This is a genomic window from Photobacterium sp. GSS17, from assembly GCF_028621875.1.
Classification (GTDB): Bacteria; Pseudomonadota; Gammaproteobacteria; order Enterobacterales; family Vibrionaceae; genus Photobacterium; species Photobacterium ganghwense.
In genome coordinates, this window is sequence record NZ_CP117517.1 from 3,267,347 (window position 1) to 3,292,146 (window position 24,800).

Sequence of the window (24,800 nt, forward strand, 5' to 3'; positions counted from 1 at the left end):
AGATTAAAAGATTTAAAGCTGAGTGCCATGAGTTGAATAAAACTCATGATTCATCAAAAAGGGAGATGTGATAAAAAAAGAAATGAGAAAGGCTAAAATGAAAAAACCCAGCCATTAGGCTGGGTTTAGGAAGAAGTGTTCAGCAATGTCCTACTCTCACATGGGGAGGCCCCACACTACCATCGGCGCTACAACGTTTCACTACTGAGTTCGGCATGGGATCAGGTGGTTCCATTGTGCTATTGTCGCTGAACAAAAGCGTGGTGCTAGTACCCAGATTTGAACTGGGGGCCTCACCCTTACCAAGGGTGCGCTCTACCGACTGAGCTATACCAGCACGCAATTCTGCGTTACAAATAAAGTCTTACTATTATTGCTTTACTTGTATGTTCCCATCTTTTTATAAATGATGGAAACTTCAAATAAAACCTGGCGATGTCCTACTCTCACATGGGGAGGCCCCACACTACCATCGGCGCTGCTGCGTTTCACGTCTGAGTTCGGCATGGGATCAGGTGGGTCCACAGCGCTATGGTCGCCAGGCAAATTCTTTGATTCACCGCCCGCAGGCCGCAAATCACAATCTTGGAAAAAACTGACTAAAGTTCAAGCACACCATTCAAGTGCTCGTGGAGTCCGTAAAACCCCTTGGGTGTTGTATGGTTAAGCCACACGGGCAATTAGTACAGGTTAGCTCAACGCCTCACAGCGCTTACACACCCTGCCTATCAACGTTCTAGTCTCGAACAACCCTTCAGAGAGCTTAAAGCTCTGGGGATGACTCATCTTGAGGCTCGCTTCCCGCTTAGATGCTTTCAGCGGTTATCGATTCCGAACTTAGCTACCGGGCAATGCGTCTGGCGACACAACCCGAACACCAGAGGTTCGTCCACTCCGGTCCTCTCGTACTAGGAGCAGCCCCTCTCAATCATCCAACGCCCACGGCAGATAGGGACCGAACTGTCTCACGACGTTCTAAACCCAGCTCGCGTACCACTTTAAATGGCGAACAGCCATACCCTTGGGACCGACTTCAGCCCCAGGATGTGATGAGCCGACATCGAGGTGCCAAACACCGCCGTCGATATGAACTCTTGGGCGGTATCAGCCTGTTATCCCCGGAGTACCTTTTATCCGTTGAGCGATGGCCCTTCCATTCAGAACCACCGGATCACTATGACCTGCTTTCGCACCTGCTCGAACCGTCATTCTCGCAGTCAAGCGGGCTTATGCCATTGCACTAACCTCACGATGTCCGACCGTGATTAGCCCACCTTCGTGCTCCTCCGTTACGCTTTGGGAGGAGACCGCCCCAGTCAAACTACCCACCAGGCACTGTCCGCACCCCCGATAAGGGGGCGACGTTAGAACATCAACACTACAAGGGTGGTATTTCAAGGACGGCTCCACAGATACTGGCGTACCTGCTTCGAAGCCTCCCACCTATCCTACACATGTAGGGTCAATGTTCAGTGCCAAGCTGTAGTAAAGGTTCACGGGGTCTTTCCGTCTAGCCGCGGGTACGCAGCATCTTCACTGCGATTTCAATTTCACTGAGTCTCGGGTGGAGACAGCGTGGCCATCATTACGCCATTCGTGCAGGTCGGAACTTACCCGACAAGGAATTTCGCTACCTTAGGACCGTTATAGTTACGGCCGCCGTTTACCGGGGCTTCGATCAAGAGCTTCTCCCTAAGGATAACCCCATCAATTAACCTTCCGGCACCGGGCAGGCGTCACACCGTATACGTCATCTTTCGATTTTGCACAGTGCTGTGTTTTTAATAAACAGTTGCAGCCACCTGGTATCTGCGACTGCCAGCAGCTCCAAGAGCAAGTCTCTTCACCGCCGGCAGCGTACCTTCTCCCGAAGTTACGGTACCATTTTGCCTAGTTCCTTCACCCGAGTTCTCTCAAGCGCCTTGGTATTCTCTACCCGACCACCTGTGTCGGTTTGGGGTACGATTTCTTGCTATCTGAAGCTTAGAGGCTTTTCCCGGAAGCATGGCATCAATGACTTCAGCACCGTAGTGCCTCGACATCGGGTCTCAGCCTTAAGATGGTCCGGATTTGCCTAAACCATCAGCCTACACCCTTGAACCTGGACAACCGTCGCCAGGCCCACCTAGCCTTCTCCGTCCCCCCATCGCAATAGCAAGAAGTACGGGAATATTAACCCGTTTCCCATCGACTACGCCTTTCGGCCTCGCCTTAGGGGTCGACTCACCCTGCCCCGATTAACGTTGGACAGGAACCCTTGGTCTTCCGGCGAGGAGGTTTTTCACCCCCTTTATCGTTACTCATGTCAGCATTCGCACTTCTGATACCTCCAGCGCCCCTTACAGGACACCTTCAGCGGCTTACAGAACGCTCCCCTACCCAATACGCTAATGCGCATTGCCGCAGCTTCGGTGTATCGCTTAGCCCCGTTAAATCTTCCGCGCAGGCCGACTCGACCAGTGAGCTATTACGCTTTCTTTAAATGATGGCTGCTTCTAAGCCAACATCCTGGCTGTCTGAGCCTTCCCACATCGTTTCCCACTTAGCGATAACTTTGGGACCTTAGCTGGCGGTCTGGGTTGTTTCCCTCTCCACGACGGACGTTAGCACCCGCCGTGTGTCTCCCGGATAGTACTTACTGGTATTCGGAGTTTGCAAAGGGTTGGTAAGTCGGGATGACCCCCTAGCCTTAACAGTGCTCTACCCCCAGTAGTATTCGTCCGAGGCGCTACCTAAATAGCTTTCGGGGAGAACCAGCTATCTCCGAGTTTGATTGGCCTTTCACCCCTAGCCACAAGTCATCCGCTAATTTTTCAACATTAGTCGGTTCGGTCCTCCAGTGCGTGTTACCGCACCTTCAACCTGCCCATGGCTAGATCACTCGGTTTCGGGTCTAATCCCAGCAACTGCACGCCCAGTTAAGACTCGGTTTCCCTACGGCTCCCCTATACGGTTAACCTTGCTACTGAAATTAAGTCGCTGACCCATTATACAAAAGGTACGCAGTCACAGGACAAAGCCTGCTCCTACTGCTTGTACGTACACGGTTTCAGGTTCTATTTCACTCCCCTCACAGGGGTTCTTTTCGCCTTTCCCTCACGGTACTGGTTCACTATCGGTCAGTCAGGAGTATTTAGCCTTGGAGGATGGTCCCCCCATCTTCAGACAAGATAACACGTGTCCCGTCCTACTCGTTTTCACGCCAAATGTGTTGTCGGCTACGGGGCTGTCACCCTGTATCGCTGAGCTTTCCAGCTCATTCGCCTGACACCTAAAGCGCTTAAGGGCTAATCCGGTTTCGCTCGCCGCTACTGCCGGAATCTCGGTTGATTTCTCTTCCTCGGGGTACTTAGATGTTTCAGTTCCCCCGGTTCGCCTCATCAAGCTATGTATTCACTTGATGATAACTGCTTATGCAGCTGGGTTTCCCCATTCGGAAATCGTAGACTCAAGTGGCTCTTACTGCCTCATCTACGCTTATCGCAAGTTAGTACGTCCTTCATCGCCTCTGACTGCCCAGGCATCCACCGTGTACGCTTAGTCACTTAACCATACAACCCCAAGAGGTTTCGTATGGCAAACAACCAAGGTTTCCATCTGAGTTAAGATGGTTAGTTTGTTTTGCCGGACTCTTCTTACACAAGACACTTGAATGTGTATTGCTTGAGAACTCGTTTCTCTTTCGAGAAACAATAATTTCGATTCGTATGAATCGAATTACTAGTCAGCTTTCCAGATTGTTAAAGAGCATGTGTTTGCCTTTCGGCAGCCACTTTCTAATCACACTCACAAGTGCAGTTAGAAAGTGGCGTCCCATAGGGGAGTCGAACCCCTGTTACCGCCGTGAAAGGGCGGTGTCCTAGGCCTCTAGACGAATGGGACACATCTGTCTTTTACATTTCGACCAAGCAATCTGTGTGGACACTACGCAAAGCGCAGTCTTTAGGTAAGGAGGTGATCCAGCCCCAGGTTCCCCTAGGGCTACCTTGTTACGACTTCACCCCAGTCATGAACCACACCGTGGTAAACGCCCTCCCGAAGGTTAAGCTATCTACTTCTGGTGCAGCCCACTCCCATGGTGTGACGGGCGGTGTGTACAAGGCCCGGGAACGTATTCACCGTGGCATTCTGATCCACGATTACTAGCGATTCCGACTTCATGGAGTCGAGTTGCAGACTCCAATCCGGACTACGACATACTTTGTGGGATTCGCTCCACCTCGCGGTCTTGCTGCCCTCTGTATATGCCATTGTAGCACGTGTGTAGCCCTACTCGTAAGGGCCATGATGACTTGACGTCGTCCCCACCTTCCTCCGGTTTATCACCGGCAGTCTCCCTGGAGTTCCCACCCGAAGTGCTGGCAAACAAGGATAAGGGTTGCGCTCGTTGCGGGACTTAACCCAACATTTCACAACACGAGCTGACGACAGCCATGCAGCACCTGTCTCAGAGTTCCCGAAGGCACCAAAGCATCTCTGCTAAGTTCTCTGGATGTCAAGAGTAGGTAAGGTTCTTCGCGTTGCATCGAATTAAACCACATGCTCCACCGCTTGTGCGGGCCCCCGTCAATTCATTTGAGTTTTAATCTTGCGACCGTACTCCCCAGGCGGTCTACTTAACGCGTTAGCTCCGAAAGCCAGTGTTCAAGACACCAACCTCCAAGTAGACATCGTTTACGGCGTGGACTACCAGGGTATCTAATCCTGTTTGCTCCCCACGCTTTCGCATCTGAGCGTCAGTCTTTGTCCAGGGGGCCGCCTTCGCCACCGGTATTCCTTCAGATCTCTACGCATTTCACCGCTACACCTGAAATTCTACCCCCCTCTACAAGACTCTAGCCTGCCAGTTCCAAATGCGATTCCGAGGTTGAGCCCCGGGCTTTCACATCTGGCTTAACAAGCCGCCTGCATGCGCTTTACGCCCAGTAATTCCGATTAACGCTCGCACCCTCCGTATTACCGCGGCTGCTGGCACGGAGTTAGCCGGTGCTTCTTCTGCAGCTAACGTCAAACAATACCGCTATTAACGATACCGCCTTCCTCACTGCTGAAAGTGCTTTACAACCCGAAGGCCTTCTTCACACACGCGGCATGGCTGCATCAGGGTTTCCCCCATTGTGCAATATTCCCCACTGCTGCCTCCCGTAGGAGTCTGGACCGTGTCTCAGTTCCAGTGTGGCTGATCATCCTCTCAGACCAGCTAGGGATCGTCGCCTAGGTGAGCCGTTACCCCACCTACTAGCTAATCCCACCTGGGCCAATCTTAGCGCGAGAGGCCCGAAGGTCCCCCTCTTTGCTCCGTAGAGATTATGCGGTATTAGCCATCGTTTCCAATGGTTATCCCCCACACTAAGGCATGTTCCCAGGCATTACTCACCCGTCCGCCGCTCGCCGCCCAACAAATCCCCCGAAGGGTCAATGTTGTCGCTGCCGCTCGACTTGCATGTGTTAGGCCTGCCGCCAGCGTTCAATCTGAGCCATGATCAAACTCTTCAATTAAAGTTTTGGCTCGATGAATACTGAATTAAATTGACTGTGCCAAAATAACCGAAGCTATTTTGAATTGGTCACTCAGTTCATCGATAAATCTTTTTGACTATCAGTTCACGAGTGCCCACACAGATTGCATGGTCAAATTGTTAAAGAACATATCCAAGCTTTGCTTTCGCATCACGTTGAACAGGGCAGCCATTCTAGCGAATCAGACTTCAGTGTCAAACACTTTTTTTCAACCGATTCTGCTGCCGGCTAACACGTTTAACTTCGAGTTATTCCGTGTCAGTGAGGCGGCATTATAGAGAGCAAAGAACAAATGGCAACAAGAAAAATAAGAAAAAACGCCAACAGGCGAAATAACATGCAACAAGCTGAAATCAGCACACAAAAAGCCCACCACTCCCCTATTCAGGCTTTTAAATACTTTTGAACGATGAACCATTCTGAAGCCCTGTTCCGAAAGAAAAAGGATTGGCTAAAGTGAAAGAAGAGGAATGAATAGCTAGATAGATAAGTAGATAAGTAGATAAGTAGATAAGTAGATAAGTAGATAAGTAGATAAGTAGATAAGTAGATAAGTAGAGTTATATAAAAAAGCCGAGTCAAGATGACTCGGCTTCTTATATTTAACTAGTAGCTAGTGCTTATTCAGCAGCTGCTTCTTCCTGAACTTCAGGACGGTCTACTAGCTCGATGTAAGCCATAGGAGCTTTATCGCCAGCACGGAAACCGCATTTCATGATGCGAGTGTAACCGCCTGGACGCTGAGCAAAGCGTGGACCTAGTTCGTTAAATAGTTTCGCAACTACTTCGTTGTCACGAGTACGTGCGAATGCCAGACGACGGTTAGCAACACTGTCAGTCTTAGCTAGGGTAATCAATGGCTCAATTACGCGACGCAGCTCTTTTGCCTTAGGCAGGGTAGTCTTGATAAGTTCGTGACGTACCAGAGAGCCAGCCATGTTGCTGAACATCGCTTTGCGATGGCTGCTGTTGCGGTTGAGTTGACGACCACTCTTACGATGGCGCATGACCTAATCCTTCTAACTAGATATCAGTAACTATTAATCTTCAGCAATTGATGCTGGCGGCCAATTTTCTAGGCGCATACCCAGAGATAGGCCACGTGATGCCAGCACGTCTTTGATTTCTGTCAAAGACTTCTTACCCAGGTTAGGCGTTTTAAGAAGCTCAACCTCAGTACGCTGAACGAGATCACCGATGTAGTGGATCGCTTCTGCTTTCAAACAGTTAGCAGAGCGAACAGTTAGTTCAAGATCGTCTACAGGACGCAGTAGGATCGGATCGAACTCCGGCTTCTCTTCTTTCTCTTCAGGAACTCGTACATCACGCAGATCTACGAATGCATCCAGTTGCTCAGCCAGAATAGTAGCTGCGCGACGAATAGCTTCCTCAGGGTCAAGAGTACCGTTAGTCTCCATATCGATAACTAGCTTATCTAGGTCAGTACGCTGTTCAACACGTGCTGCTTCTACGCTGTATGCGATACGGTCAACTGGGCTGAAAGTTGCGTCAACTAACAGACGGCCAATTGGGCGCTCGTCTTCTTCTGTGTGAATTCGAGCAGACGCCGGTACGTAGCCACGACCACGCTCTACCTTGATGCGCATGCTGATTTCAGCATTGTCATCAGTTAGGTGGCAGATTACGTGTTCTGGGTTCGCAATCTCAACATCACCGTCGTGGGTGATGTCACCTGCAACAACAGGGCCTGCACCAGATTTGTTCAGAGTAATGATAACTTCATCTTTACCCTCAACCTTAACGGCTAGGCCTTTAAGGTTTAGAAGGATTTCAAGAATATCTTCTTGTACTCCTTCTTTGGTGCTGTACTCGTGTAACACACCGTCGATTTCTACTTCAGTAACGGCACAACCCGGCATAGAAGATAGAAGAATACGACGTAGAGCGTTGCCCAGAGTGTGGCCAAAACCACGCTCTAGTGGCTCAAGAGTTACTTTTGCGTGCGTCGTGTTAACTTGTTCAATATCAACAAGACGTGGCTTAAGAAATTCTGTTACAGAACCCTGCATTGTGTCCTCTCTTAACTATAGCCTTACTTAGAGTAAAGCTCGACGATCAGGTGTTCGTTGATGTCGGCAGACAAATCAGAACGCTCTGGAAGACGCTTGAACGTACCTTCCATCTTGCTGCTGTCTACTTCGACCCAAGTTGGTAGTTCACGCTGAGTAGCAACTTCAAGAGCTGCTTTGATGCGTGCTTGGTTCTTAGCTTTCTCACGAACGCTAACAACGTCGTTTGCCGCTACCTTGAAAGAAGGAACGTTTACGACTTTACCGTTAACTAGGATCGCTTTGTGGCTTACCAGCTGACGTGCTTCTGCGCGAGTTGCGCCAAAGCCCATGCGGTAAACTACGTTATCCAGACGACCTTCTAGAAGTTGCAGCAGGTTTTCACCAGTGTTGCCTTTCAGGCGAGCAGCTTCTTTGTAGTAGTTACGGAATTGCTTCTCTAGTACGCCGTAAGTACGACGAACTTTTTGCTTCTCACGAAGCTGAACGCCGTAGTCAGACAGACGACCGCGACGCGCACCGTGCATACCCGGTGCATTATCAATTTTACACTTGGTATCAATCGCGCGTACACCAGACTTAAGGAACAAGTCTGTGCCTTCACGACGGCTAAGCTTCAGCTTAGGACCCAAATATCTTGCCATGTTCTTTCTCCAGTTTTCCTAGAAACGCAAACGTTATACGCGACGTTTCTTAGGTGGACGACAACCGTTATGAGGGATCGGAGTCGCATCAACAATGTTAGTGATACGGAAACCCGCAGCGTTTAGAGCGCGGATAGTAGACTCACGACCTGGACCTGGGCCCTTAACCATAACTTCCAGGTTCTTAACGCCATATTCTTTGGCCATTTCACCACAACGCTCAGCAGCAACCTGTGCAGCGAACGGAGTAGATTTACGAGAACCACGGAAGCCAGAACCACCTGCAGTAGCCCAAGATAGAGCGTTACCCTGACGGTCAGTAATGGTTACGATTGTGTTATTGAAAGAAGCATGGATGTGCGCAACGCCATCAGCAACTTGCTTACGTACGCGCTTACGAGCGCGAGTTGGTTGTTTAGCCATTGTACTCTACCCTTCCGATTATTTCTTGATCGGCTTGCGCGGACCCTTACGGGTACGTGCGTTGGTTTTAGTACGCTGTCCACGTAGTGGTAGACTGCGACGATGACGAAGACCACGGTAACAACCAAGGTCCATTAGACGCTTGATGTTCATGGAAACTTCACGACGTAGATCACCTTCTACAGTGTACTTAGCTACACCATCACGCAGTAGATCGATCTGCTCTTCAGATAGTTCACTGATCTTAACACTTTCAGCGATACCCGCTTCAGCTAGAATAGCTTTTGAGCGAGTTTTACCGATACCGTAGATCGCAGTAAGAGCGATTACAGAATGTTTATGATCAGGAATGTTAATGCCTGCAATACGGGCCACTATTCACTCCTAGTACTTTTCAAGAATAACCGCTGCAAAGCCCGTTTAGGATACGCAGCGGTGGAACAATTCTTTTGCACACACAAAAGATTGGTTGGCTAATTTAGCCAACCTACCTTCAATTTGCAAGAAATATTTCTGCTAATTAGCCTTGGCGCTGTTTGTGCTTTGGCTCACTGCAAATTACACGCACAACACCGTTGCGCTTGATAACTTTACAGTTACGGCAGATTTTCTTAACGGAAGCACGAACTTTCATTGCTAAACTCCGTAAATAGGATAAACCACTCTTAACGGCTTGAGCCTTTAAGATTAGCCTTTTTCAACACAGACTCATATTGTTGAGACATCAAATGTGTCTGAACTTGAGCCATGAAGTCCATAATGACTACAACTACAATCAGTAGTGAAGTACCGCCAAAGTAGAAGCGGACATTCCATGCAATCATCATAAACTCGGGGATCAGACAGATAAAGGTGATATACAACGCGCCAGCCAATGTCAGGCGAGTCATCACTTTATCAATGTATTTTGCGGTCTGTTCGCCCGGGCGAATACCAGGTACGAATGCACCAGACTTCTTCAAGTTATCTGCTGTCTCGCGAGGGTTGAACACCAACGCGGTATAGAAGAAACAGAAGAAGATAATCGCAGCTGCATAAAGCATCACATAAAGTGGTTGACCTGGGCTCAATGCCAGCGAAATATCACTTAGCCAGCCTAGGTTTTCATTCTGACCGAACCACTGAGCTAGTGTACCCGGAAACAGAATAATACTTGATGCAAAAATCGCTGGAATTACGCCTGCCATGTTGATTTTCAACGGCAGGTGAGTGCTTTGTGCGGCGAAGACACGACGGCCTTGTTGACGCTTAGCGTAGTTAACGACGATACGACGCTGACCACGTTCCATAAACACTACAAAGTAGATTACAGCGAAAGAAATTACTGCAATTAAAAGCAGAAGAAGTACGTGCAATTCACCTTGACGCGCTTGCTCCACTGTCTGTCCAATAGCTGGCGGCAGACCTGCAACGATACCTGTGAAGATAATCAGAGATATACCGTTACCAATGCCACGCTCTGTAATTTGCTCACCTAACCACATTAAGAACATGGTACCAGTAACCAAACTCACAACCGCAACAAAGTAGAATCCAAGGCCTGGATTAATGACCAAGCCAGGGATCATACTTGGTAACCCTGTTGCAATACCAATTGCTTGGAAGGTTGCCAAAACGAGCGTGCCGTAGCGGGTGTACTGACTGATTTTACGTCGGCCAGACTCCCCTTCCTTCTTCAATTCGGCCAGTGCCGGATGAACAACCGTCAGCAACTGAACAATAATCGATGCCGAAATATACGGCATGATACCCAGTGCTAAGATGGAAGCACGCTCAAGAGCACCACCAGAAAACATGTTAAACAGTTCAATGATGGTGCCTTTTTGCTGTTCGAACAGATCGGCAAGTACAGCAGCGTCAATACCAGGAATAGGCACAAAAGAGCCTGCTCGGAAAATTAAGATCGCACCTAATACAAAGAATAGGCGGGACTTAAGCTCTGCTAGGCCACCTTTGGCACTACGAAAATCTTGTCCTGGTTGTTTAGCCATCTGTACCTCATCCTCGAGTTAATTATTCCTCGATTTTACCGCCTGCAGCTTCGATCGCAGCTTTAGCGCCTTTAGTAACGCGTAGACCTTTCACTGTTACTGAACGAGCGATTTCACCAGACAGAACAATCTTTACTACTTCGATGTTCTTAGTGATAACGTTCGCTGCTTTCAGTGTTTCTAGGCTTACTACGTCACCTTCAACTTTCGCTAGCTCAGCTAGACGAACTTCAGCTGTTACCAGGCTCTTACGAGAAGTAAAACCGAATTTTGGTAGACGCTGTTTCAAAGGCATTTGACCGCCTTCAAAGCCTGGACGTACAGAACCACCTGAACGTGATTTCTGACCTTTGTGACCACGGCCACAAGTTTTACCCAGACCTGAACCGATACCACGACCTACGCGCTTCGCAGAAGGCTTAGAGCCCGCAGCCGGTGATAGAGTATTCAAACGCATTCTGATTACTCCTCAACTTTAACCATGTAGTAAACCTTGTTGATCATACCGCGTACGCACGGTGTATCTTCAAGTTCTACAGTGTGGTTGATGCGACGAAGGCCCAGGCCACGCAAAGTAGCTTTGTGCTTCGGCAGACGACCGATTGAGCTCTTGGTCTGCGTCACTTTAATAGTCTTAGCCATGTCGATTACTCCAGAATTTCTTTAACAGAAAGACCACGCTTCGCAGCGATCATTTCTGGAGAGTTCATGCCACTCAAACCGTCAATAGTCGCGCGAACGATGTTGATTGGGTTTGTAGAGCCGTATGCTTTCGCCAGAACGTTACGAACACCCGCAACTTCCAGCACTGCACGCATAGCACCACCGGCGATGATACCAGTACCTTCTGATGCAGGCTGCATGTACACTTTAGAACCAGTGTGGCGACCTTTAACAGCGTGGTGTAGAGTACCTTCGTTCAGAGCTACAGTAACCATGTTACGGCGTGCTTTTTCCATCGCTTTCTGGATTGCAGCAGGAACTTCACGTGCCTTGCCGTAACCGAAACCAACGCGACCGTTACCGTCACCAACAACAGTTAGTGCAGTAAAGCTGAAAATACGACCACCTTTAACCGTCTTAGATACACGGTTAACAGCGATCAGCTTTTCATGCAAATCTGATTGAGTTTTTTCGTTAGCCATCTTCCGCCTACCTTAGAATTTCAGACCAGCTTCACGAGCAGCTTCTGCTAGTGCAGCGACACGGCCGTGGTATTGGAAACCAGAACGATCGAATGCAACGTTAGAGATGCCTTTTTCAATCGCGCGCTCAGCAATAGCTTTACCTACAACTGCAGCAGCGTCTTTGTTACCGGTGCTCTTAACTTGCTCACGGATCGCTTTTTCTACTGTAGAAGCGGCTGCGATAACTTCAGAACCGTTTGGTGCGATAACCTGAGCGTACACGTGACGTGGAGTACGGTGTACAACTAGGCGAGTTGCACCCAGTTCAGCAATCTTACGACGTGCACGGGTCGCACGACGGATACGAGATGCTTTCTTATCCATAGTGTTACCTTACTTCTTCTTAGCTTCTTTAGTACGCACAACTTCGTCGGCGTAACGAACACCTTTACCTTTGTAAGGCTCAGGGCTACGGTAAGCGCGAATATCAGCAGCTACTTGACCGATCAGCTGCTTATCAGTACCAGTCAGTACGATTTCAGTCTGAGATGGACATTCAGCTTTGATGCCTGCTGGTAGTTCGTGCTCTACTGGGTGAGAGAAGCCAAGAGTCAGACCTACAGCGTTGCCTTTGATAGCAGCACGGTAACCTACACCCTTAAGAACTAGCTTCTTGGTATAGCCTTCAGTAACACCAACAACCATGTTGTTAACTAGTGCACGAGCAGTACCTGCTTGTGCCCAAGCTTTTTCGAAACCTTCACGAGGTCCGAAAGAGATCTTGTTCTCTTCTTGAGAAAGAACAACTGCTTCGTGGATAGTGCGAGTTAGTTCGCCCTTACCACCCTTCACAGTGATTTCCTGACCGTTAAGCTTAACTTCTACGCCGGCAGGAATAACTACTGGTGCTTTTGCAACACGAGACATTTCCTACTCCTATTAAGCTACGTAGCAGATAATCTCACCGCCAAGACCTGCTTTACGAGCAGCGCGGTCGGTCATCAGACCCTTGGAAGTGGATACAACGGCAATACCTAGGCCGCCCATCACTGATGGTAGAGCATCTTTTTTCTTGTAGATGCGCAGACCAGGACGTGATACACGTTGGATTTGCTCGATAACTGGGTTAGCTTCGAAGTACTTAAGAGTCACTTCTAGCTCAGGCTTAACTTCACCAGATACAGTGTAGTCAGCCACATAACCTTCTTCTTTCAGCAGCTCTGCAATAGCAACTTTCAGCTTAGAAGATGGCATTTTAACAGCAACTTTTTTCGCTGCCTGACCGTTACGAATGCGGGTCAGCATATCCGAAATCGGATCTTGCATGCTCATAAGTCAATTACTCCGTGATTCAAATTTGGTAAACAAATTACCAGCTTGCTTTACGCAGACCCGGAATCTCGCCTTTCATGCAAGCTTCACGAACCTTGATACGGCATAGGCCGAACTTACGTAGGTAGCCGTGTGGACGACCAGTCTGGTTACAGCGGTTACGCTGACGAGACTTAGCAGAATCACGTGGTAGTGACTGAAGTTTTAGCACTGCATCCCAGCGATCTTCTTCAGACGCATTCACGTCTTTAATTAGAGCTTTAAGCGCTGCACGCTTTTCAGCGAACTTAGCTACTAGCTTGGCGCGTTTTACTTCGCGCGCCTTCATGGATTCTTTAGCCATTAGTAACCCTTACTTTTACTTACGAAATGGGAAGTTAAAAGCAGATAGCAGAGCACGAGCTTCTTCGTCAGAGTTAGCTGAAGTCGTGATAGTGATGTCTAGACCACGTACACGATCAACTTTATCGTAATCGATCTCTGGGAAGATAATCTGCTCACGAACGCCCATGCTGTAGTTACCACGACCATCGAATGATTTCGGGTTTAGACCACGGAAATCGCGAATACGAGGTACAGCAATAGTGATTAGACGCTCGAAAAAGTCCCACATACGTTCGCCACGTAGAGTTACTTTACAGCCAATAGGGTAGCCCTCACGGATCTTAAAGCCAGCAACAGACTTACGAGCCTTCGTGATTAGCGGTTTCTGACCTGCGATTGCAGTCATGTCAGCAGCTGCGTTTTCAAGAAGTTTCTTGTCGTTGATCGCGTCACCCACACCCATGTTAAGTGTGATTTTCTCGATCCTTGGGACTTGCATGATGCTCTTGTATTCGAACTTTTCAGCAAGTTCTTTTACAATAGTCTCTTTGTAGTAATCATGCAGTTTCGCCATAGTACTACTCCAAAATTACTTAATAGTTTCGCCAGTCGACTTGAAGAAACGTACTTTTTTGCCGTCTTCAAATCGGAAGCCTACACGGTCCGCTTTACCTTCACCGTTAACGATTGCAACGTTAGAAGCTTCAATTGCCGCTTCTTTTTCAACGATGCCACCCTGGATGCCCATAGCCGGAACAGGCTTCTGGTGCTTCTTAACCAGGTTGATACCTTCAACGATAACTTTACCGGTTGCTAGAACCTTAGTTACTTTACCTTTCTTACCTTTATCTTTACCAGTAAGAACGATAACTTCGTCGTTACGACGGATTTTAGCTGCCATTTGAGTTACTCCTTACAGTACTTCAGGCGCTAGTGAAACGATCTTCATGAACTTATCGCCACGAAGCTCGCGAGTCACAGGGCCAAAAATACGAGTACCGATTGGTTGCTCAGTTGTGTTGTTCAACAGTACGCAAGCATTACGGTCAAAACGAATGACAGAGCCGTCTGGACGACGTACGCCTTTACGAGTGCGCACAACCACCGCTTTCAGTACATCACCCTTTTTAACTTTACCGCGTGGAATCGCTTCCTTAACAGTAACTTTGATGATGTCACCGATATGTGCATAGCGACGGTGTGAACCACCCAGAACCTTAATACACATTACGCTACGTGCGCCGGAGTTATCGGCTGCATCCAGCATAGTTTGCATTTGGATCATGTTAGTGCTCCGCTAATTTAAAACATCTAGACCCATCACGGGTCGCTTTGCCTTTTCTACAAAGGCGGCGAATGATAACACTCTTTTCGCCCGATGGGTAGACAAAAAATAAACGGCCCCAAAAATTTTCGGGGCCGCTCAGTTATGTCGTAGCTAAGACCGCTTAGATGCGAGCTTTTTCTACTACACGTACCAGAGTCCAAGATTTGTTCTTAGACAGTGGACGGCACTCACGAATCTCAACTGTGTCGCCGATGCCACACTCGTTGTTCTCATCATGTGCGTGAAGCTTAGTCGTGCGAGTGATGTACTTACCGTAGATTGGGTGTTTCACCTTACGCTCGATTGCAACAACGATAGACTTGTCCATCTTGTCGCTAACTACGCGACCAAGCTGAGTACGAATTTTCTCGCTCATTATGCGTCCGCCTTCTCAGTCAGAACGGTTTTAACACGTGCGATATCGCGACGTACAGCTTTCAGAGTGTGAGTTTGCTGAAGCTGACCAGTTGCAGCCTGCATGCGCAGGTTGAACTGCTCGCGCAGCAGGTTCACAAGCTCAGCATTCAGTTCTTCAACGCTTTTAGCGCGCAGATCTTGTGCTTTCATCACATCACCGCCTTTGTTACGAATGTTGTCTTGATAGGTAGCTTACGTGCAGCAAGATCGAATGCTTCACGAGCCAGTGCTTCAGGAACACCATCCATTTCGTACAGAACTTTACCAGGTTGGATTTGAGCTACCCAGTACTCAACGTTACCTTTACCTTTACCTTGACGAACTTCAAGAGGCTTAGATGTAATTGGTTTGTCTGGGAAGATACGAATCCAGATTTGGCCCTGACGTTTGATGTGACGAGTCATCGCACGACGAGCTGCTTCGATCTGGCGAGCAGTAATACGGCCACGGCCAACTGCTTTAAGACCAAATGTACCGAAGCTTACGTCAGTACCGTTCGCTAGACCGCGGTTACGACCCTTATGAGTCTTGCGGAATTTAGTGCGTTTAGGTTGCAGCATCAATAAACTCCTTATTTACGGCCTTTGCGCTGCTTCTTAGGCTTGTCAGCCTTTGGCTCTTCAACTGGCATGCCGCCCAGAACTTCACCTTTGAAGATCCAAACTTTAACGCCAATTACACCGTATTGGGTGTGAGCCGAAGAAGTTGCGTAATCAATGTCAGCACGAAGAGTGTGTAGAGGTACACGACCTTCACGGTACCACTCAGAACGTGCGATTTCAGCACCGCCTAGACGGCCGCTTACTTCTACTTTGATACCTTTAGCGCCAAGGCGCATAGCGTTCTGTACTGCACGCTTCATAGCGCGACGGAACATAACGCGACGCTCTAGCTGAGACGCGATGCTGTCTGCAACTAGTTGACCGTCTAGCTCAGGCTTACGTACTTCTGCGATGTTGATCTGAGCTGGAACACCAGCGATCTGAGCAACACGTGCACGTAGTTTTTCTACGTCTTCGCCTTTCTTACCGATTACAACGCCTGGACGAGCAGTGTGAATAGTTACACGAATGCTCTTAGCAGGACGCTCGATAACGATGCGTGACAGAGACGCTTTTGCTAGTTCCTTAGTTAGGAACTGACGTACCTTGAAGTCGCCGTCTAGGTTGTCAGCGAACTCTTGGCTGTTAGCAAACCAAGTGGTATTCCATGGCTTAACGATGCCAAGACGAATACCATTAGGATGTACTTTTTGACCCATTGCTTTCTCTCCTAGTCTCTTAGCGGTCTGCTACAACAACAGTGATGTGGCTAGAACGCTTCAAGATGCGATCGGCACGGCCTTTAGCACGAGGCATAATACGCTTCATGGTAGGACCTTCATCAACGAAGATTTTCGCAACATTCAGATCGTCGATGTCTGCGCCTTCGTTGTGTTCTGCGTTAGCGATAGCAGACTCTAGAACTTTCTTGATCAGATCAGCAGCTTTTTTGTTGCTGAAAGTCAGAATTTCTAGAGCTTGTGCAACTGGCTTACCGCGCAGTTGATCTGCAACCAAACGTGCTTTCTGCGGTGAGATGCGAGCAAAGCGATGTTTAGCGATAGCTTCCATTACCTATACTCCTCTTAGCGCTTCTTAGCTTTCTTATCCGCAGCGTGACCGCGGTAAGTGCGTGTTGGTGCAAATTCGCCTAGCTTGTGACCGATCATTTCTTCAGAAACGAAAACAGGAACGTGCTGACGACCATTATGGACAGCGATGGTCAAACCGATCATCTGAGGGATGATCATTGAGCGACGGGACCAAGTCTTAACAGGCTTCTTGTCACCGCTTTCCACCGCTTTCTCTACCTTCTTCAGCAAGTGCAGGTCAATAAAAGGACCTTTCTTGAGAGAACGTGGCATGGCTTATCCTCTGATATAAATTACTTGTTACGACGACGTACGATGTACTTGTCGGTACGTTTGTTCTTACGAGTTTTGTAACCCTTAGTCGGTACACCCCATGGTGTCACTGGGTGACGACCACCAGAAGTACGACCTTCACCACCACCGTGTGGGTGGTCAACTGGGTTCATTACAACACCACGTACAGTTGGACGAACACCGCGCCAACGTGAAGCACCAGCTTTACCTAGTTCACGTAGCATGTGTTCTGCGTTACCAACTTCACCAAGAGTCGCACGACCATCAGCAAGAACTTTACGCATCTCACCAGAACGCAGACGCAGAGTCACGTAAGTGCCTGCACGAGCAACGATCTGAGCGTATGCACCAGCTGAACGAGCCAGCTGAGCACCTTTACCAGGCTTCAGTTCAACACAGTGTACTGTTGAACCTACTGGGATGTTGCGCATTGGTAGAGTGTTACCAACTTTGATCGCAGCATCTTCACCAGACTGGATAGCGTCACCAGCCTGCAGGCCTTTAGGCGCGATGATGTAGCGGCGTTCACCGTCTGCGTATAGTACCAGAGCGATGTTTGCACTACGGTTTGGATCGTATTCTAGACGCTCAACTTTCGCTGGGATGCCATCTTTAGTACGTTTGAAGTCGATGATACGGTAAGCATTTTTGTTACCACCACCGATGTGACGTACTGTGATACGACCGTTGTTGTTACGACCACCAGTCTTAGATTTTTTCTCTAGCAGTGGTGCGTACGGCTTACCCTTATGCAGGTCAGAGTTAACCACTTTAACTACGTGGCGACGACCTGGGGAAGTCGGCTTACATTTTACAATAGCCATTCTTCTTTGCTCCTAGCCTTACTCTGCACTACCAGCGAAGTCGATGTCTTGACCTTCTTTCAAGATCACATACGCTTTCTTCACGTCTGAACGACGGCCTTGACGCATGCCTTGACGCTTGGTCTTACCCTTAGTGATAAGAGTATTTACAGACTTAACTTCAACCTCGAACAGTTTTTCAACTGCTGCTTTGATCTCTTTCTTAGTTGCGTTCATCGCTACTTTGAAAACGATAGTGTTACCGTTTTCTGCAGCCATAGTCGCTTTTTCAGAGATGTGCGGAGCACGCAGAACTTTCAGGATACGCTCTTCAGTGATCATGCCAGCATCTCCTCAACTTGTTTAACTGCATCAGCAGTCATCACAACTTTATCGAAAGCGATCAAGCTAACTGGGTCGATTGCCTTAGCATCACGAACGTCTACTTTGTATAGGTTACGTGCAGCCAGGAACAGATTCTCATCTAGTTCGCCAGTTACGATCAGCGCGTCAGTCAGCTCAAGCTCTTTCAGCTTAGCAACCAGCGCTTTAGTTTTTGGTGCTTCGATTGAGAAGCTGTCTACAACAACCAGACGCTCTTGACGTACTAGTTCAGACAGGATGCTCTTCATCGCACCACGGTACATTTTCTTGTTAACTTTCTGGCTGTGGTCTTGTGGACGAGCAGCGAAAGTTACACCACCGGTACGCCATAGTGGGCTACGGATTGTACCTGCACGAGCGCGACCTGTACCTTTCTGGCGCCATGGCTTAGCGCCACCACCAGAAACGTCAGAACGGGTTTTCTGAGCACGAGTACCTTGACGAGCACCTGCTGCATAAGCAACAACTACCTGATGTACAAGCGCTTCATTAAACTCACGCCCAAAAGTAGTTTCGGAGACAGTTAGCGCGTCAGCGCCTTTGACTACCAATTCCATTACTAACTCCTCGACGTTACGCTTTAACAGCTGGTTTAACGATCACGTTACCGCCAGTTGCGCCTGGGACTGCACCTTTAATAAGAAGCAGGTTGCGCTCAGCGTCAACACGTACGATCTCTAGGTTTTGAGTCGTTACACGCTCAGCACCCATGTGACCAGCCATTTTCTTGCCTTTAAATACGCGACCTGGAGTCTGACATTGACCGATAGAACCAGGAGCACGGTGAGACAAGGAGTTACCGTGGGTCATATCTTGAGTACGGAAGTTCCAGCGCTTAACAGCACCTTGGAAACCTTTACCCTTAGATGTACCAGTAACGTCTACTTTCTGAATTTCGTTGAACAGCTCAACAGTCAGCTCAGCGCCAACAGCGAACTCTTCGTTGTTCTCTAGACGGAATTCCCAAAGACCGCGACCAGCTTCAACACCTGCTTTCGCAAAGTGGCCAGCTTCTGGCTTAGAAACACGGTTAGCTTTCTTTGCACCAGCAGTTACCTGGATTGCGTTGTAGCCGTCAGTTTCAACAGTTTTAACCTGAGAAACACGGTTCGCTTCAACTTCAACCACAGTTACTGGGATAGAAACGCCATCTTCGGTAAATACGCGGGTCATGCCCACTTTACGACCGATTAGACCAATCATTCTCTTATCTCCCCATTAACCTAGGCTGATTTGAACATCAACGCCAGCAGCTAGGTCTAGACGCATAAGAGCATCAACAGTCTTGTCTGTTGGCTCAACGATGTCGATAAGGCGCTTGTGAGTACGGATTTCGTACTGGTCACGTGCGTCCTTATTAACGTGTGGAGAAATAAGAACAGTGAAACGCTCTTTGCGAGTAGGTAGAGGGATTGGACCCTTAACCTGCGCGCCAGTACGCTTAGCTGTTTCAACGATTTCCGCAGTTGACTGATCGATCAAACGGTGATCGAACGCCTTCAGGCGGATACGAATACGTTGGTTCTGCATGAGACAGAGCTCCAAATATAAAAATTTACACAAACAATATCGCCACTCAGACTCGTTAAGACGAGAGAATGCCGATTGATTTATGTGAACGTAGCATCCATATCGGACACATTGTCAGTCAATTAAATGACTGCGAACATAAGTCAGAGTATACATTAACCAGATCGACTAGCGACCTCTTCCTCAACGCTCATTGGTTCACAACTGCACACTTAGGAGGTTTACCTCAGCAGTGGCGAGCATTATACAGGTCACAAAAAGGAACGCAAGTAATGCTGCAAAAATAATCGTCAACCAATGGATATCGCTTACGAGGCCTTGCCCGAATGCGCCTCAGTAACCGCTATCGGCCATAAAGAAACAGGGCAGCGATAATCGCTGCCCTGCCCCACTGTTGGATTCGACTATATGGCACGAATACAATGTCGCTCGGCTGACCGTTAATCCTCGTCGACAATCTGAGCCTGGTTGTAATTTGCAATACCCATCCGCTCAATCAGATCGAGCTGAGTTTCCAACCAGTCGACATGCTCTTCTTCATCTTCAAGAATGTCCTGGAACAGATCGCGAGACACATAATCCCGCACTTCTTCTGCATAGGCGATGGCATCTCTCAAATCAGGTATAGCCGCCATCTCTAATGCTAAGTCACACTCCAGCATTTCCTGAGTGTCTTCGCCAATATTAAGCTTTCCGAGGTCTTGTAAGTTTGGGATACCTTCGAGAAATAAAATCCGCTCAATCAGATGATCCGCATGGTTCATCTCATCAATAGACTCATCATATTCTTTTTTAGCCAGATGCTTTAGCCCCCAGTCCTTGTACATCCGGGCATGAAGGAAATACTGATTGATTGCAACGAGTTCGTTGCCGAGGACCTTGTTGAGGTGTTGGATGATTTTCGGATCAGCTTTCATTACAAAACACTCCTCTGTCAGTTCTATAAAGCATAGAACCGATCAGTTGAGTGTCAAAAAGCAGCCGTTTGATTAGCAGGCTTTTTTATAACTGGGGGTTAAGGTCTGTTCAATAATCGTTTTAGCCTGGCGAATGCACTTGCCACACTGCGAACCCAGCGGAGTCACCTGACGGATTCCACGAATGTCAGTAATTCCTTCTTGCTGAGTCAGTTTAATAATTTTTTTATCGGAAATACCGTGGCAAAGACAAACGTACATACTCACTCCATCGCCTTAATTAACACAGCAAATATAAACAAGAATTGTTTTCATTACTAGTTATAGGATGGTGAGTTTTTATACTATTTAAGATAGATATCTCCCGAATTATTCCCCAGAAGAATATAACTACATCTATGTAGACTAACCAAGACACGTTTTGGTATTGACGGTATCAGTCTAACATCAGCATAAAAAGTGCCCCTAATTGCGAGTTAGAGAGTGGATATGTGTCATGCAGCGATGCCTTTAACGAAGTGCATTCATCAGTAACAAAGACGATGAGTACCGCCACGCAGCCATTACAGCCATTACAGCCATTACAGCCATTACAGCCTAAGCAAAACCGCTGAAGAAAGAAGAAAGAAGAATCATATGGCACAAATACAAAAAAGGGAGCCGAAGCTCCCTTTTTCAGGTATGTCTTTAAGACAATCGCAAATTAAGCGATGATCGAAGCAACAACACCAGCACCAACTGTACGGCCACCTTCACGGATTGCGAAGCGTAGACCTTCGTCCATCGCGATTGGCGCGATCAGAGTTACAGTCATAGATACGTTGTCGCCTGGCATTACCATCTCAACGCCTTCTGGCAGTTCGATAGTACCAGTCACGTCAGTAGTACGGAAGTAGAACTGTGGACGGTAGCCTTTGAAGAACGGCGTGTGACGGCCACCTTCATCTTTAGACAGAACGTAGATTTCTGAAGTGAAAGTAGTGTGTGGAGTGATTGAACCTGGTTTAGCCAGAACCTGACCACGCTCAACTTCGTCACGCTTAGTACCACGCAGAAGAACACCAACGTTCTCACCAGCACGGCCTTCGTCCAGAAGCTTACGGAACATCTCAACGCCAGTACAAGTAGTAGTGATAGTATCTTTGATACCAACGATTGCTACTTCGTCACCTACGCGAACGATACCTTGCTCAACACGACCAGTTACAACAGTACCACGGCCTTGGATTGAGAATACGTCTTCGATTGGCAGGATGAACGGCTTGTCGATTGCACGCTCTGGCTCTGGGATGTATGAATCCAGTGCTTCAGCCAGCTCAACAATTTTCTCTTCCCACTGAGCTTCGCCATTCAGCGCGCCCAGAGCAGAACCCATGATTACTGGGCAGTCGTCGCCTGGGAAGTCGTACTCAGACAGAAGTTCACGAACTTCCATCTCAACCAGCTCAAGCAGCTCTTCGTCATCAACCATGTCACACTTGTTCATGAACACGATGATGTAAGGGATACCAACCTGACGGCCTAGCAGGATGTGCTCACGAGTCTGTGGCATTGGGCCATCAGTAGCAGCAACAACTAGGATACCACCGTCCATCTGAGCAGCACCGGTGATCATGTTCTTAACGTAGTCGGCGTGTCCTGGGCAGTCTACGTGTGCGTAGTGGCGAGTAGGAGTATCGTACTCTACGTGAGAAGTAGAGATTGTGATACCACGCTCACGCTCTTCAGGCGCGTTATCGATAGATGCGAAGTCACGCGCTGCGCCGCCGTATACTTTAGCCAGTACAGTACAGATAGCAGCAGTCAGAGTAGTTTTACCGTGGTCAACGTGGCCGATTGTACCAACGTTAACGTGCGGTTTCGTACGTTCAAATTTTTCTTTAGACACGATCGTGTTCCTTCCTAGTTGTGATACGCCCCACCGGATTAAATATGGGGCGCGTCAGAAGTTGCTATTTTATGCGCCAACAGCCATTGGCGCAATACAGATATTGCGATTAACCACGCTCTGCGATGATAGCGTCGGCGATATTCTTAGGAACTTCGGCGTATTCACAAAATTCCATAGAGTATGACGCACGACCCTGAGTCGCTGAACGCAGGTCAGTTGCGTAACCAAACATCGCAGACAATGGTACTTTAGCACGGATGATCTTCAGACCTGCTGGGCCCTCATCCATACCTTCGATCATGCCGCGGCGACGGTTCAGGTCACCAACAACATCACCCATCCAATCTTCTGGAGTTGTTACTTCAACTTTCATCAATGGCTCAAGAATCACTGGGGACGCCTGCAGGGCACCCTTCTTGAAGGCCATAGAACCGGCAATCTTAAATGCCATTTCGTTGGAGTCAACGTCGTGGTAAGAGCCGTCAAACAGGGTCGCTTTGACATCCAGTACAGGATAGCCCGCCAACACACCGTTGTTCATCTGCTCTTCGATACCTTTAGCAACAGCACCGATGTACTCTTTTGGTACCACACCACCAACAACTTCATCCACGAATACGAAGCCTTCATTTGGTTCTGAAGGTTCGATTTTCAGCCATACGTGACCATATTGACCGCGACCACCAGACTGGCGAACAAATTTACCTTCCACTTCCGTTTTACCACGGATAGTTTCACGGTACGCCACCTGAGGTTTACCAACGTTACATTCAACGCTGAACTCACGCTTCATACGATCAACGATGATATCCAGGTGCAGTTCACCCATACCTGAAATCAGTGTCTGACCAGATTCGTCATCGGTTTCAACACGGAACGATGGATCTTCAGCAGCCAGTTTACCCAGCGCGACACCCATTCTTTCCTGGTCAGCTTTGGAGCGAGGCTCTACAGCAATCTGGATTACCGGCTCTGGAAATTCCATACGCTCTAGAACTACTTTATGGTCAAGATCACACAGTGTGTCACCGGTGGTCACATTTTTCAGACCGATTGCAGCGGCGATATCGCCGGCGCGAATTTCTTTGATCTCTTCACGCTTGTTCGAGTGCATCTGTACGATACGACCGAAACGCTCGCGTTTCTCTTTTACAGAGTTGTAGACAGTATCACCTGAATTCACAACCCCAGAGTAAACACGCATGAAGGTCAGGCTACCAACAAATGGGTCAGTAGCGATTTTGAATGCCAGCGCAGAGAACGGTTCGTCATCGCTTGAATGACGCTCAATTACGTTACCGTGCTCATCTTCACCACGAATCGATTTCACGTCCGTTGGTGCAGGCAGGAATTCAACAACAGCATCCAGAACAGCCTGAACACCTTTGTTCTTAAATGCAGAACCACAAGTAGCCAGCACGATTTCGTTCGCCAGCGTACGCTGACGCAGACCAGCTTTAATCTCTGCTTCTGACAGTTCACCTTCTTCCAGGTATTTGTCCATCAGTTCTTCAGAGGCTTCAGCGGCAGCTTCTACCAGGTTCTGACGATATTCTTCTGCAAGTTCAAGCATATCGGCCGGAATGCTTTCATAGGTAAATGACATACCCTGATCGCTTTCATTCCAGTTGATAGACTTCATCTTGATCAGATCGATAACGCCTTTGAATTCGTCTTCAGCACCAATATTCAATTGAATCGGCACTGGGTTTGCGCCAAGACGGTTTTTAATCTGCTCGACCACACGCAGGAAGTCAGCACCAGCACGGTCCATCTTGTTCACGAATACCATACGAGGTACATGGTATTTATCAGCCTGACGCCAAACGGTTTCAGACTGAGGCTCTACACCGGATGAACCACAGAAAACCACTACCGCACCGTCAAGCACACGCAGTGAACGCTCTACCTCAATGGTAAAGTCAACGTGTCCAGGGGTATCGATGATGTTGATGCGGTGCTCAGGGAATTGCGCTTCCATACCACGCCAGAAGGTCGTAGTTGCAGCAGATGTGATTGTGATACCACGCTCCTGCTCCTGCTCCATCCAGTCCATGGTAGCTGCGCCGTCGTGAACCTCACCAATCTTGTGAGACAAGCCTGTGTAGAACAGGATACGCTCGGTAGTTGTCGTTTTACCGGCGTCAACGTGAGCACAAATACCGATGTTGCGGTAGCGCTCGATAGGCGTTTTACGAGCCACGGCAGTATCC

32 protein-coding genes, 2 tRNA genes and 4 rRNA genes are annotated in these 24,800 nt (G+C 48.4%); all 38 read right to left on the minus strand.

The window, feature by feature from the left end; all coding sequences use genetic code 11:
* Positions 1–137 precede the first annotated feature (137 nt).
* Positions 138–253: ribosomal RNA gene (gene rrf, locus PGW97_RS14830) — 5S ribosomal RNA — on the minus strand.
* Positions 254–261: 8 nt separating this feature from the next.
* Positions 262–337 (minus strand) — tRNA-Thr (locus PGW97_RS14835).
* A 90-nt stretch (positions 338–427) separates the two neighbouring features.
* Positions 428–543, minus strand: a 5S ribosomal RNA gene (gene rrf, locus PGW97_RS14840).
* Between the two features lie 116 nt (positions 544–659).
* Positions 660–3,551, minus strand: a 23S ribosomal RNA gene (locus tag PGW97_RS14845).
* A 255-nt stretch (positions 3,552–3,806) separates the two neighbouring features.
* Positions 3,807–3,882 (minus strand) — tRNA-Glu (locus tag PGW97_RS14850).
* Between the two features lie 65 nt (positions 3,883–3,947).
* Positions 3,948–5,499: ribosomal RNA gene (locus PGW97_RS14855) — 16S ribosomal RNA — on the minus strand.
* Together the 16S, 23S and 5S rRNA genes with 2 tRNA genes alongside form the textbook arrangement of a ribosomal RNA operon.
* Before the next feature lie 641 nt (positions 5,500–6,140).
* Positions 6,141–6,527, minus strand: coding sequence for a 50S ribosomal protein L17 (gene rplQ / locus PGW97_RS14860; protein WP_047885208.1), 387 nt, complete (start codon positions 6,525–6,527; stop codon positions 6,141–6,143).
* 33 nt (positions 6,528–6,560) lie between these two features.
* The gene (locus PGW97_RS14865; RefSeq protein WP_047885209.1) at positions 6,561–7,550 is read right to left on the minus strand and encodes a DNA-directed RNA polymerase subunit alpha; all 990 of its coding nucleotides are present in this window, start codon (positions 7,548–7,550) and stop codon (positions 6,561–6,563) included.
* 23 nt (positions 7,551–7,573) lie between these two features.
* Positions 7,574–8,194: a 30S ribosomal protein S4 gene (gene rpsD / locus PGW97_RS14870; RefSeq protein WP_047885210.1), complete on the minus strand. Its 621-nt coding sequence runs from the start codon at positions 8,192–8,194 to the stop codon at positions 7,574–7,576.
* A gap of 33 nt (positions 8,195–8,227) precedes the next feature.
* Positions 8,228–8,617, minus strand: coding sequence for a 30S ribosomal protein S11 (gene rpsK / locus PGW97_RS14875; protein ID WP_005370963.1), 390 nt, complete (start codon positions 8,615–8,617; stop codon positions 8,228–8,230).
* An 18-nt stretch (positions 8,618–8,635) separates the two neighbouring features.
* On the minus strand, positions 8,636–8,992 hold the full coding sequence (rpsM, locus tag PGW97_RS14880; RefSeq protein ID WP_047885211.1) for a 30S ribosomal protein S13: 357 nt from the start codon (positions 8,990–8,992) through the stop codon (positions 8,636–8,638).
* A 145-nt stretch (positions 8,993–9,137) separates the two neighbouring features.
* Positions 9,138–9,251 carry a 50S ribosomal protein L36 gene (gene rpmJ / locus PGW97_RS14885; RefSeq protein ID WP_000868186.1) on the minus strand — a complete coding sequence of 38 codons (114 nt, stop codon included), beginning with the start codon at positions 9,249–9,251 and terminating at the stop codon, positions 9,138–9,140.
* A 31-nt stretch (positions 9,252–9,282) separates the two neighbouring features.
* The gene (secY, locus tag PGW97_RS14890; RefSeq protein ID WP_047885212.1) at positions 9,283–10,608 is read right to left on the minus strand and encodes a preprotein translocase subunit SecY; all 1,326 of its coding nucleotides are present in this window, start codon (positions 10,606–10,608) and stop codon (positions 9,283–9,285) included.
* Between the two features lie 22 nt (positions 10,609–10,630).
* Positions 10,631–11,065, minus strand: coding sequence for a 50S ribosomal protein L15 (gene rplO, locus PGW97_RS14895; RefSeq protein ID WP_047885213.1), 435 nt, complete (start codon positions 11,063–11,065; stop codon positions 10,631–10,633).
* 5 nt (positions 11,066–11,070) lie between these two features.
* On the minus strand, positions 11,071–11,250 hold the full coding sequence (gene rpmD, locus PGW97_RS14900) for a 50S ribosomal protein L30 (protein WP_047885214.1): 180 nt from the start codon (positions 11,248–11,250) through the stop codon (positions 11,071–11,073).
* Between the two features lie 5 nt (positions 11,251–11,255).
* Positions 11,256–11,753, minus strand: a complete 498-nt coding sequence (gene rpsE, locus PGW97_RS14905) for a 30S ribosomal protein S5 (protein ID WP_047885215.1) — start codon at positions 11,751–11,753, stop codon at positions 11,256–11,258.
* 12 nt (positions 11,754–11,765) lie between these two features.
* The gene (rplR, locus tag PGW97_RS14910) at positions 11,766–12,119 is read right to left on the minus strand and encodes a 50S ribosomal protein L18 (RefSeq protein WP_007469105.1); all 354 of its coding nucleotides are present in this window, start codon (positions 12,117–12,119) and stop codon (positions 11,766–11,768) included.
* A 9-nt stretch (positions 12,120–12,128) separates the two neighbouring features.
* The gene (rplF, locus tag PGW97_RS14915; RefSeq protein ID WP_047885216.1) at positions 12,129–12,662 is read right to left on the minus strand and encodes a 50S ribosomal protein L6; all 534 of its coding nucleotides are present in this window, start codon (positions 12,660–12,662) and stop codon (positions 12,129–12,131) included.
* Positions 12,663–12,674: 12 nt separating this feature from the next.
* The gene (gene rpsH, locus PGW97_RS14920) at positions 12,675–13,067 is read right to left on the minus strand and encodes a 30S ribosomal protein S8 (protein WP_047885217.1); all 393 of its coding nucleotides are present in this window, start codon (positions 13,065–13,067) and stop codon (positions 12,675–12,677) included.
* A 37-nt stretch (positions 13,068–13,104) separates the two neighbouring features.
* Positions 13,105–13,410, minus strand: a complete 306-nt coding sequence (gene rpsN / locus PGW97_RS14925; protein WP_047885218.1) for a 30S ribosomal protein S14 — start codon at positions 13,408–13,410, stop codon at positions 13,105–13,107.
* A gap of 15 nt (positions 13,411–13,425) precedes the next feature.
* The gene (gene rplE, locus PGW97_RS14930; RefSeq protein WP_047885219.1) at positions 13,426–13,965 is read right to left on the minus strand and encodes a 50S ribosomal protein L5; all 540 of its coding nucleotides are present in this window, start codon (positions 13,963–13,965) and stop codon (positions 13,426–13,428) included.
* Positions 13,966–13,980: 15 nt separating this feature from the next.
* Positions 13,981–14,292 (minus strand): 50S ribosomal protein L24, encoded by a 312-nt coding sequence (rplX, locus tag PGW97_RS14935; RefSeq protein ID WP_047885220.1) that lies wholly within the window; start codon positions 14,290–14,292, stop codon positions 13,981–13,983.
* Positions 14,293–14,304: 12 nt separating this feature from the next.
* On the minus strand, positions 14,305–14,676 hold the full coding sequence (gene rplN / locus PGW97_RS14940; protein ID WP_047885221.1) for a 50S ribosomal protein L14: 372 nt from the start codon (positions 14,674–14,676) through the stop codon (positions 14,305–14,307).
* 163 nt (positions 14,677–14,839) lie between these two features.
* Positions 14,840–15,094 carry a 30S ribosomal protein S17 gene (gene rpsQ, locus PGW97_RS14945; protein ID WP_047885222.1) on the minus strand — a complete coding sequence of 85 codons (255 nt, stop codon included), beginning with the start codon at positions 15,092–15,094 and terminating at the stop codon, positions 14,840–14,842.
* Positions 15,094–15,285 (minus strand): 50S ribosomal protein L29, encoded by a 192-nt coding sequence (rpmC, locus tag PGW97_RS14950; protein WP_047885223.1) that lies wholly within the window; start codon positions 15,283–15,285, stop codon positions 15,094–15,096. The genes rpsQ and rpmC overlap by 1 nt, the downstream gene beginning before the upstream one ends.
* Complete coding sequence (rplP, locus tag PGW97_RS14955; RefSeq protein WP_047885224.1) at positions 15,285–15,695, minus strand: 50S ribosomal protein L16; 411 nt, start codon at positions 15,693–15,695, stop codon at positions 15,285–15,287. Before rplP ends, rpmC begins: the two co-directional genes overlap by 1 nt.
* 11 nt (positions 15,696–15,706) lie before the next feature.
* Complete coding sequence (gene rpsC / locus PGW97_RS14960; protein ID WP_047885225.1) at positions 15,707–16,396, minus strand: 30S ribosomal protein S3; 690 nt, start codon at positions 16,394–16,396, stop codon at positions 15,707–15,709.
* Positions 16,397–16,415: 19 nt separating this feature from the next.
* Positions 16,416–16,748: a 50S ribosomal protein L22 gene (rplV, locus tag PGW97_RS14965; protein WP_047885226.1), complete on the minus strand. Its 333-nt coding sequence runs from the start codon at positions 16,746–16,748 to the stop codon at positions 16,416–16,418.
* Positions 16,749–16,762: 14 nt separating this feature from the next.
* Positions 16,763–17,041, minus strand: a complete 279-nt coding sequence (rpsS, locus tag PGW97_RS14970; RefSeq protein ID WP_007469141.1) for a 30S ribosomal protein S19 — start codon at positions 17,039–17,041, stop codon at positions 16,763–16,765.
* A 20-nt stretch (positions 17,042–17,061) separates the two neighbouring features.
* Positions 17,062–17,886, minus strand: a complete 825-nt coding sequence (rplB, locus tag PGW97_RS14975) for a 50S ribosomal protein L2 (protein ID WP_047885227.1) — start codon at positions 17,884–17,886, stop codon at positions 17,062–17,064.
* 18 nt (positions 17,887–17,904) lie between these two features.
* Positions 17,905–18,207 (minus strand): 50S ribosomal protein L23, encoded by a 303-nt coding sequence (gene rplW, locus PGW97_RS14980; RefSeq protein WP_047876489.1) that lies wholly within the window; start codon positions 18,205–18,207, stop codon positions 17,905–17,907.
* Entirely contained in the window at positions 18,204–18,806 is a 603-nt protein-coding gene (rplD, locus tag PGW97_RS14985) for a 50S ribosomal protein L4 (RefSeq protein ID WP_047885228.1), read from the minus strand. Before rplD ends, rplW begins: the two co-directional genes overlap by 4 nt.
* 16 nt (positions 18,807–18,822) lie before the next feature.
* Positions 18,823–19,452, minus strand: a complete 630-nt coding sequence (rplC, locus tag PGW97_RS14990; RefSeq protein WP_047885229.1) for a 50S ribosomal protein L3 — start codon at positions 19,450–19,452, stop codon at positions 18,823–18,825.
* Between the two features lie 15 nt (positions 19,453–19,467).
* A complete protein-coding gene (rpsJ, locus tag PGW97_RS14995; RefSeq protein ID WP_002541412.1) occupies positions 19,468–19,779 on the minus strand; it encodes a 30S ribosomal protein S10 in 312 nt (103 codons plus the stop codon).
* A 440-nt stretch (positions 19,780–20,219) separates the two neighbouring features.
* Positions 20,220–20,696: a bacterioferritin gene (gene bfr / locus PGW97_RS15000; RefSeq protein ID WP_047885230.1), complete on the minus strand. Its 477-nt coding sequence runs from the start codon at positions 20,694–20,696 to the stop codon at positions 20,220–20,222.
* Between the two features lie 72 nt (positions 20,697–20,768).
* Positions 20,769–20,957 (minus strand): (2Fe-2S)-binding protein, encoded by a 189-nt coding sequence (locus tag PGW97_RS15005; RefSeq protein ID WP_047885231.1) that lies wholly within the window; start codon positions 20,955–20,957, stop codon positions 20,769–20,771.
* 442 nt (positions 20,958–21,399) lie between these two features.
* Complete coding sequence (tuf, locus tag PGW97_RS15010) at positions 21,400–22,584, minus strand: elongation factor Tu (RefSeq protein ID WP_107193913.1); 1,185 nt, start codon at positions 22,582–22,584, stop codon at positions 21,400–21,402.
* 109 nt (positions 22,585–22,693) lie between these two features.
* Positions 22,694–24,790, minus strand: coding sequence for an elongation factor G (gene fusA / locus PGW97_RS15015; RefSeq protein ID WP_273857586.1), 2,097 nt, complete (start codon positions 24,788–24,790; stop codon positions 22,694–22,696).
* Between the last annotated feature and the right edge of the window lie 10 nt (positions 24,791–24,800).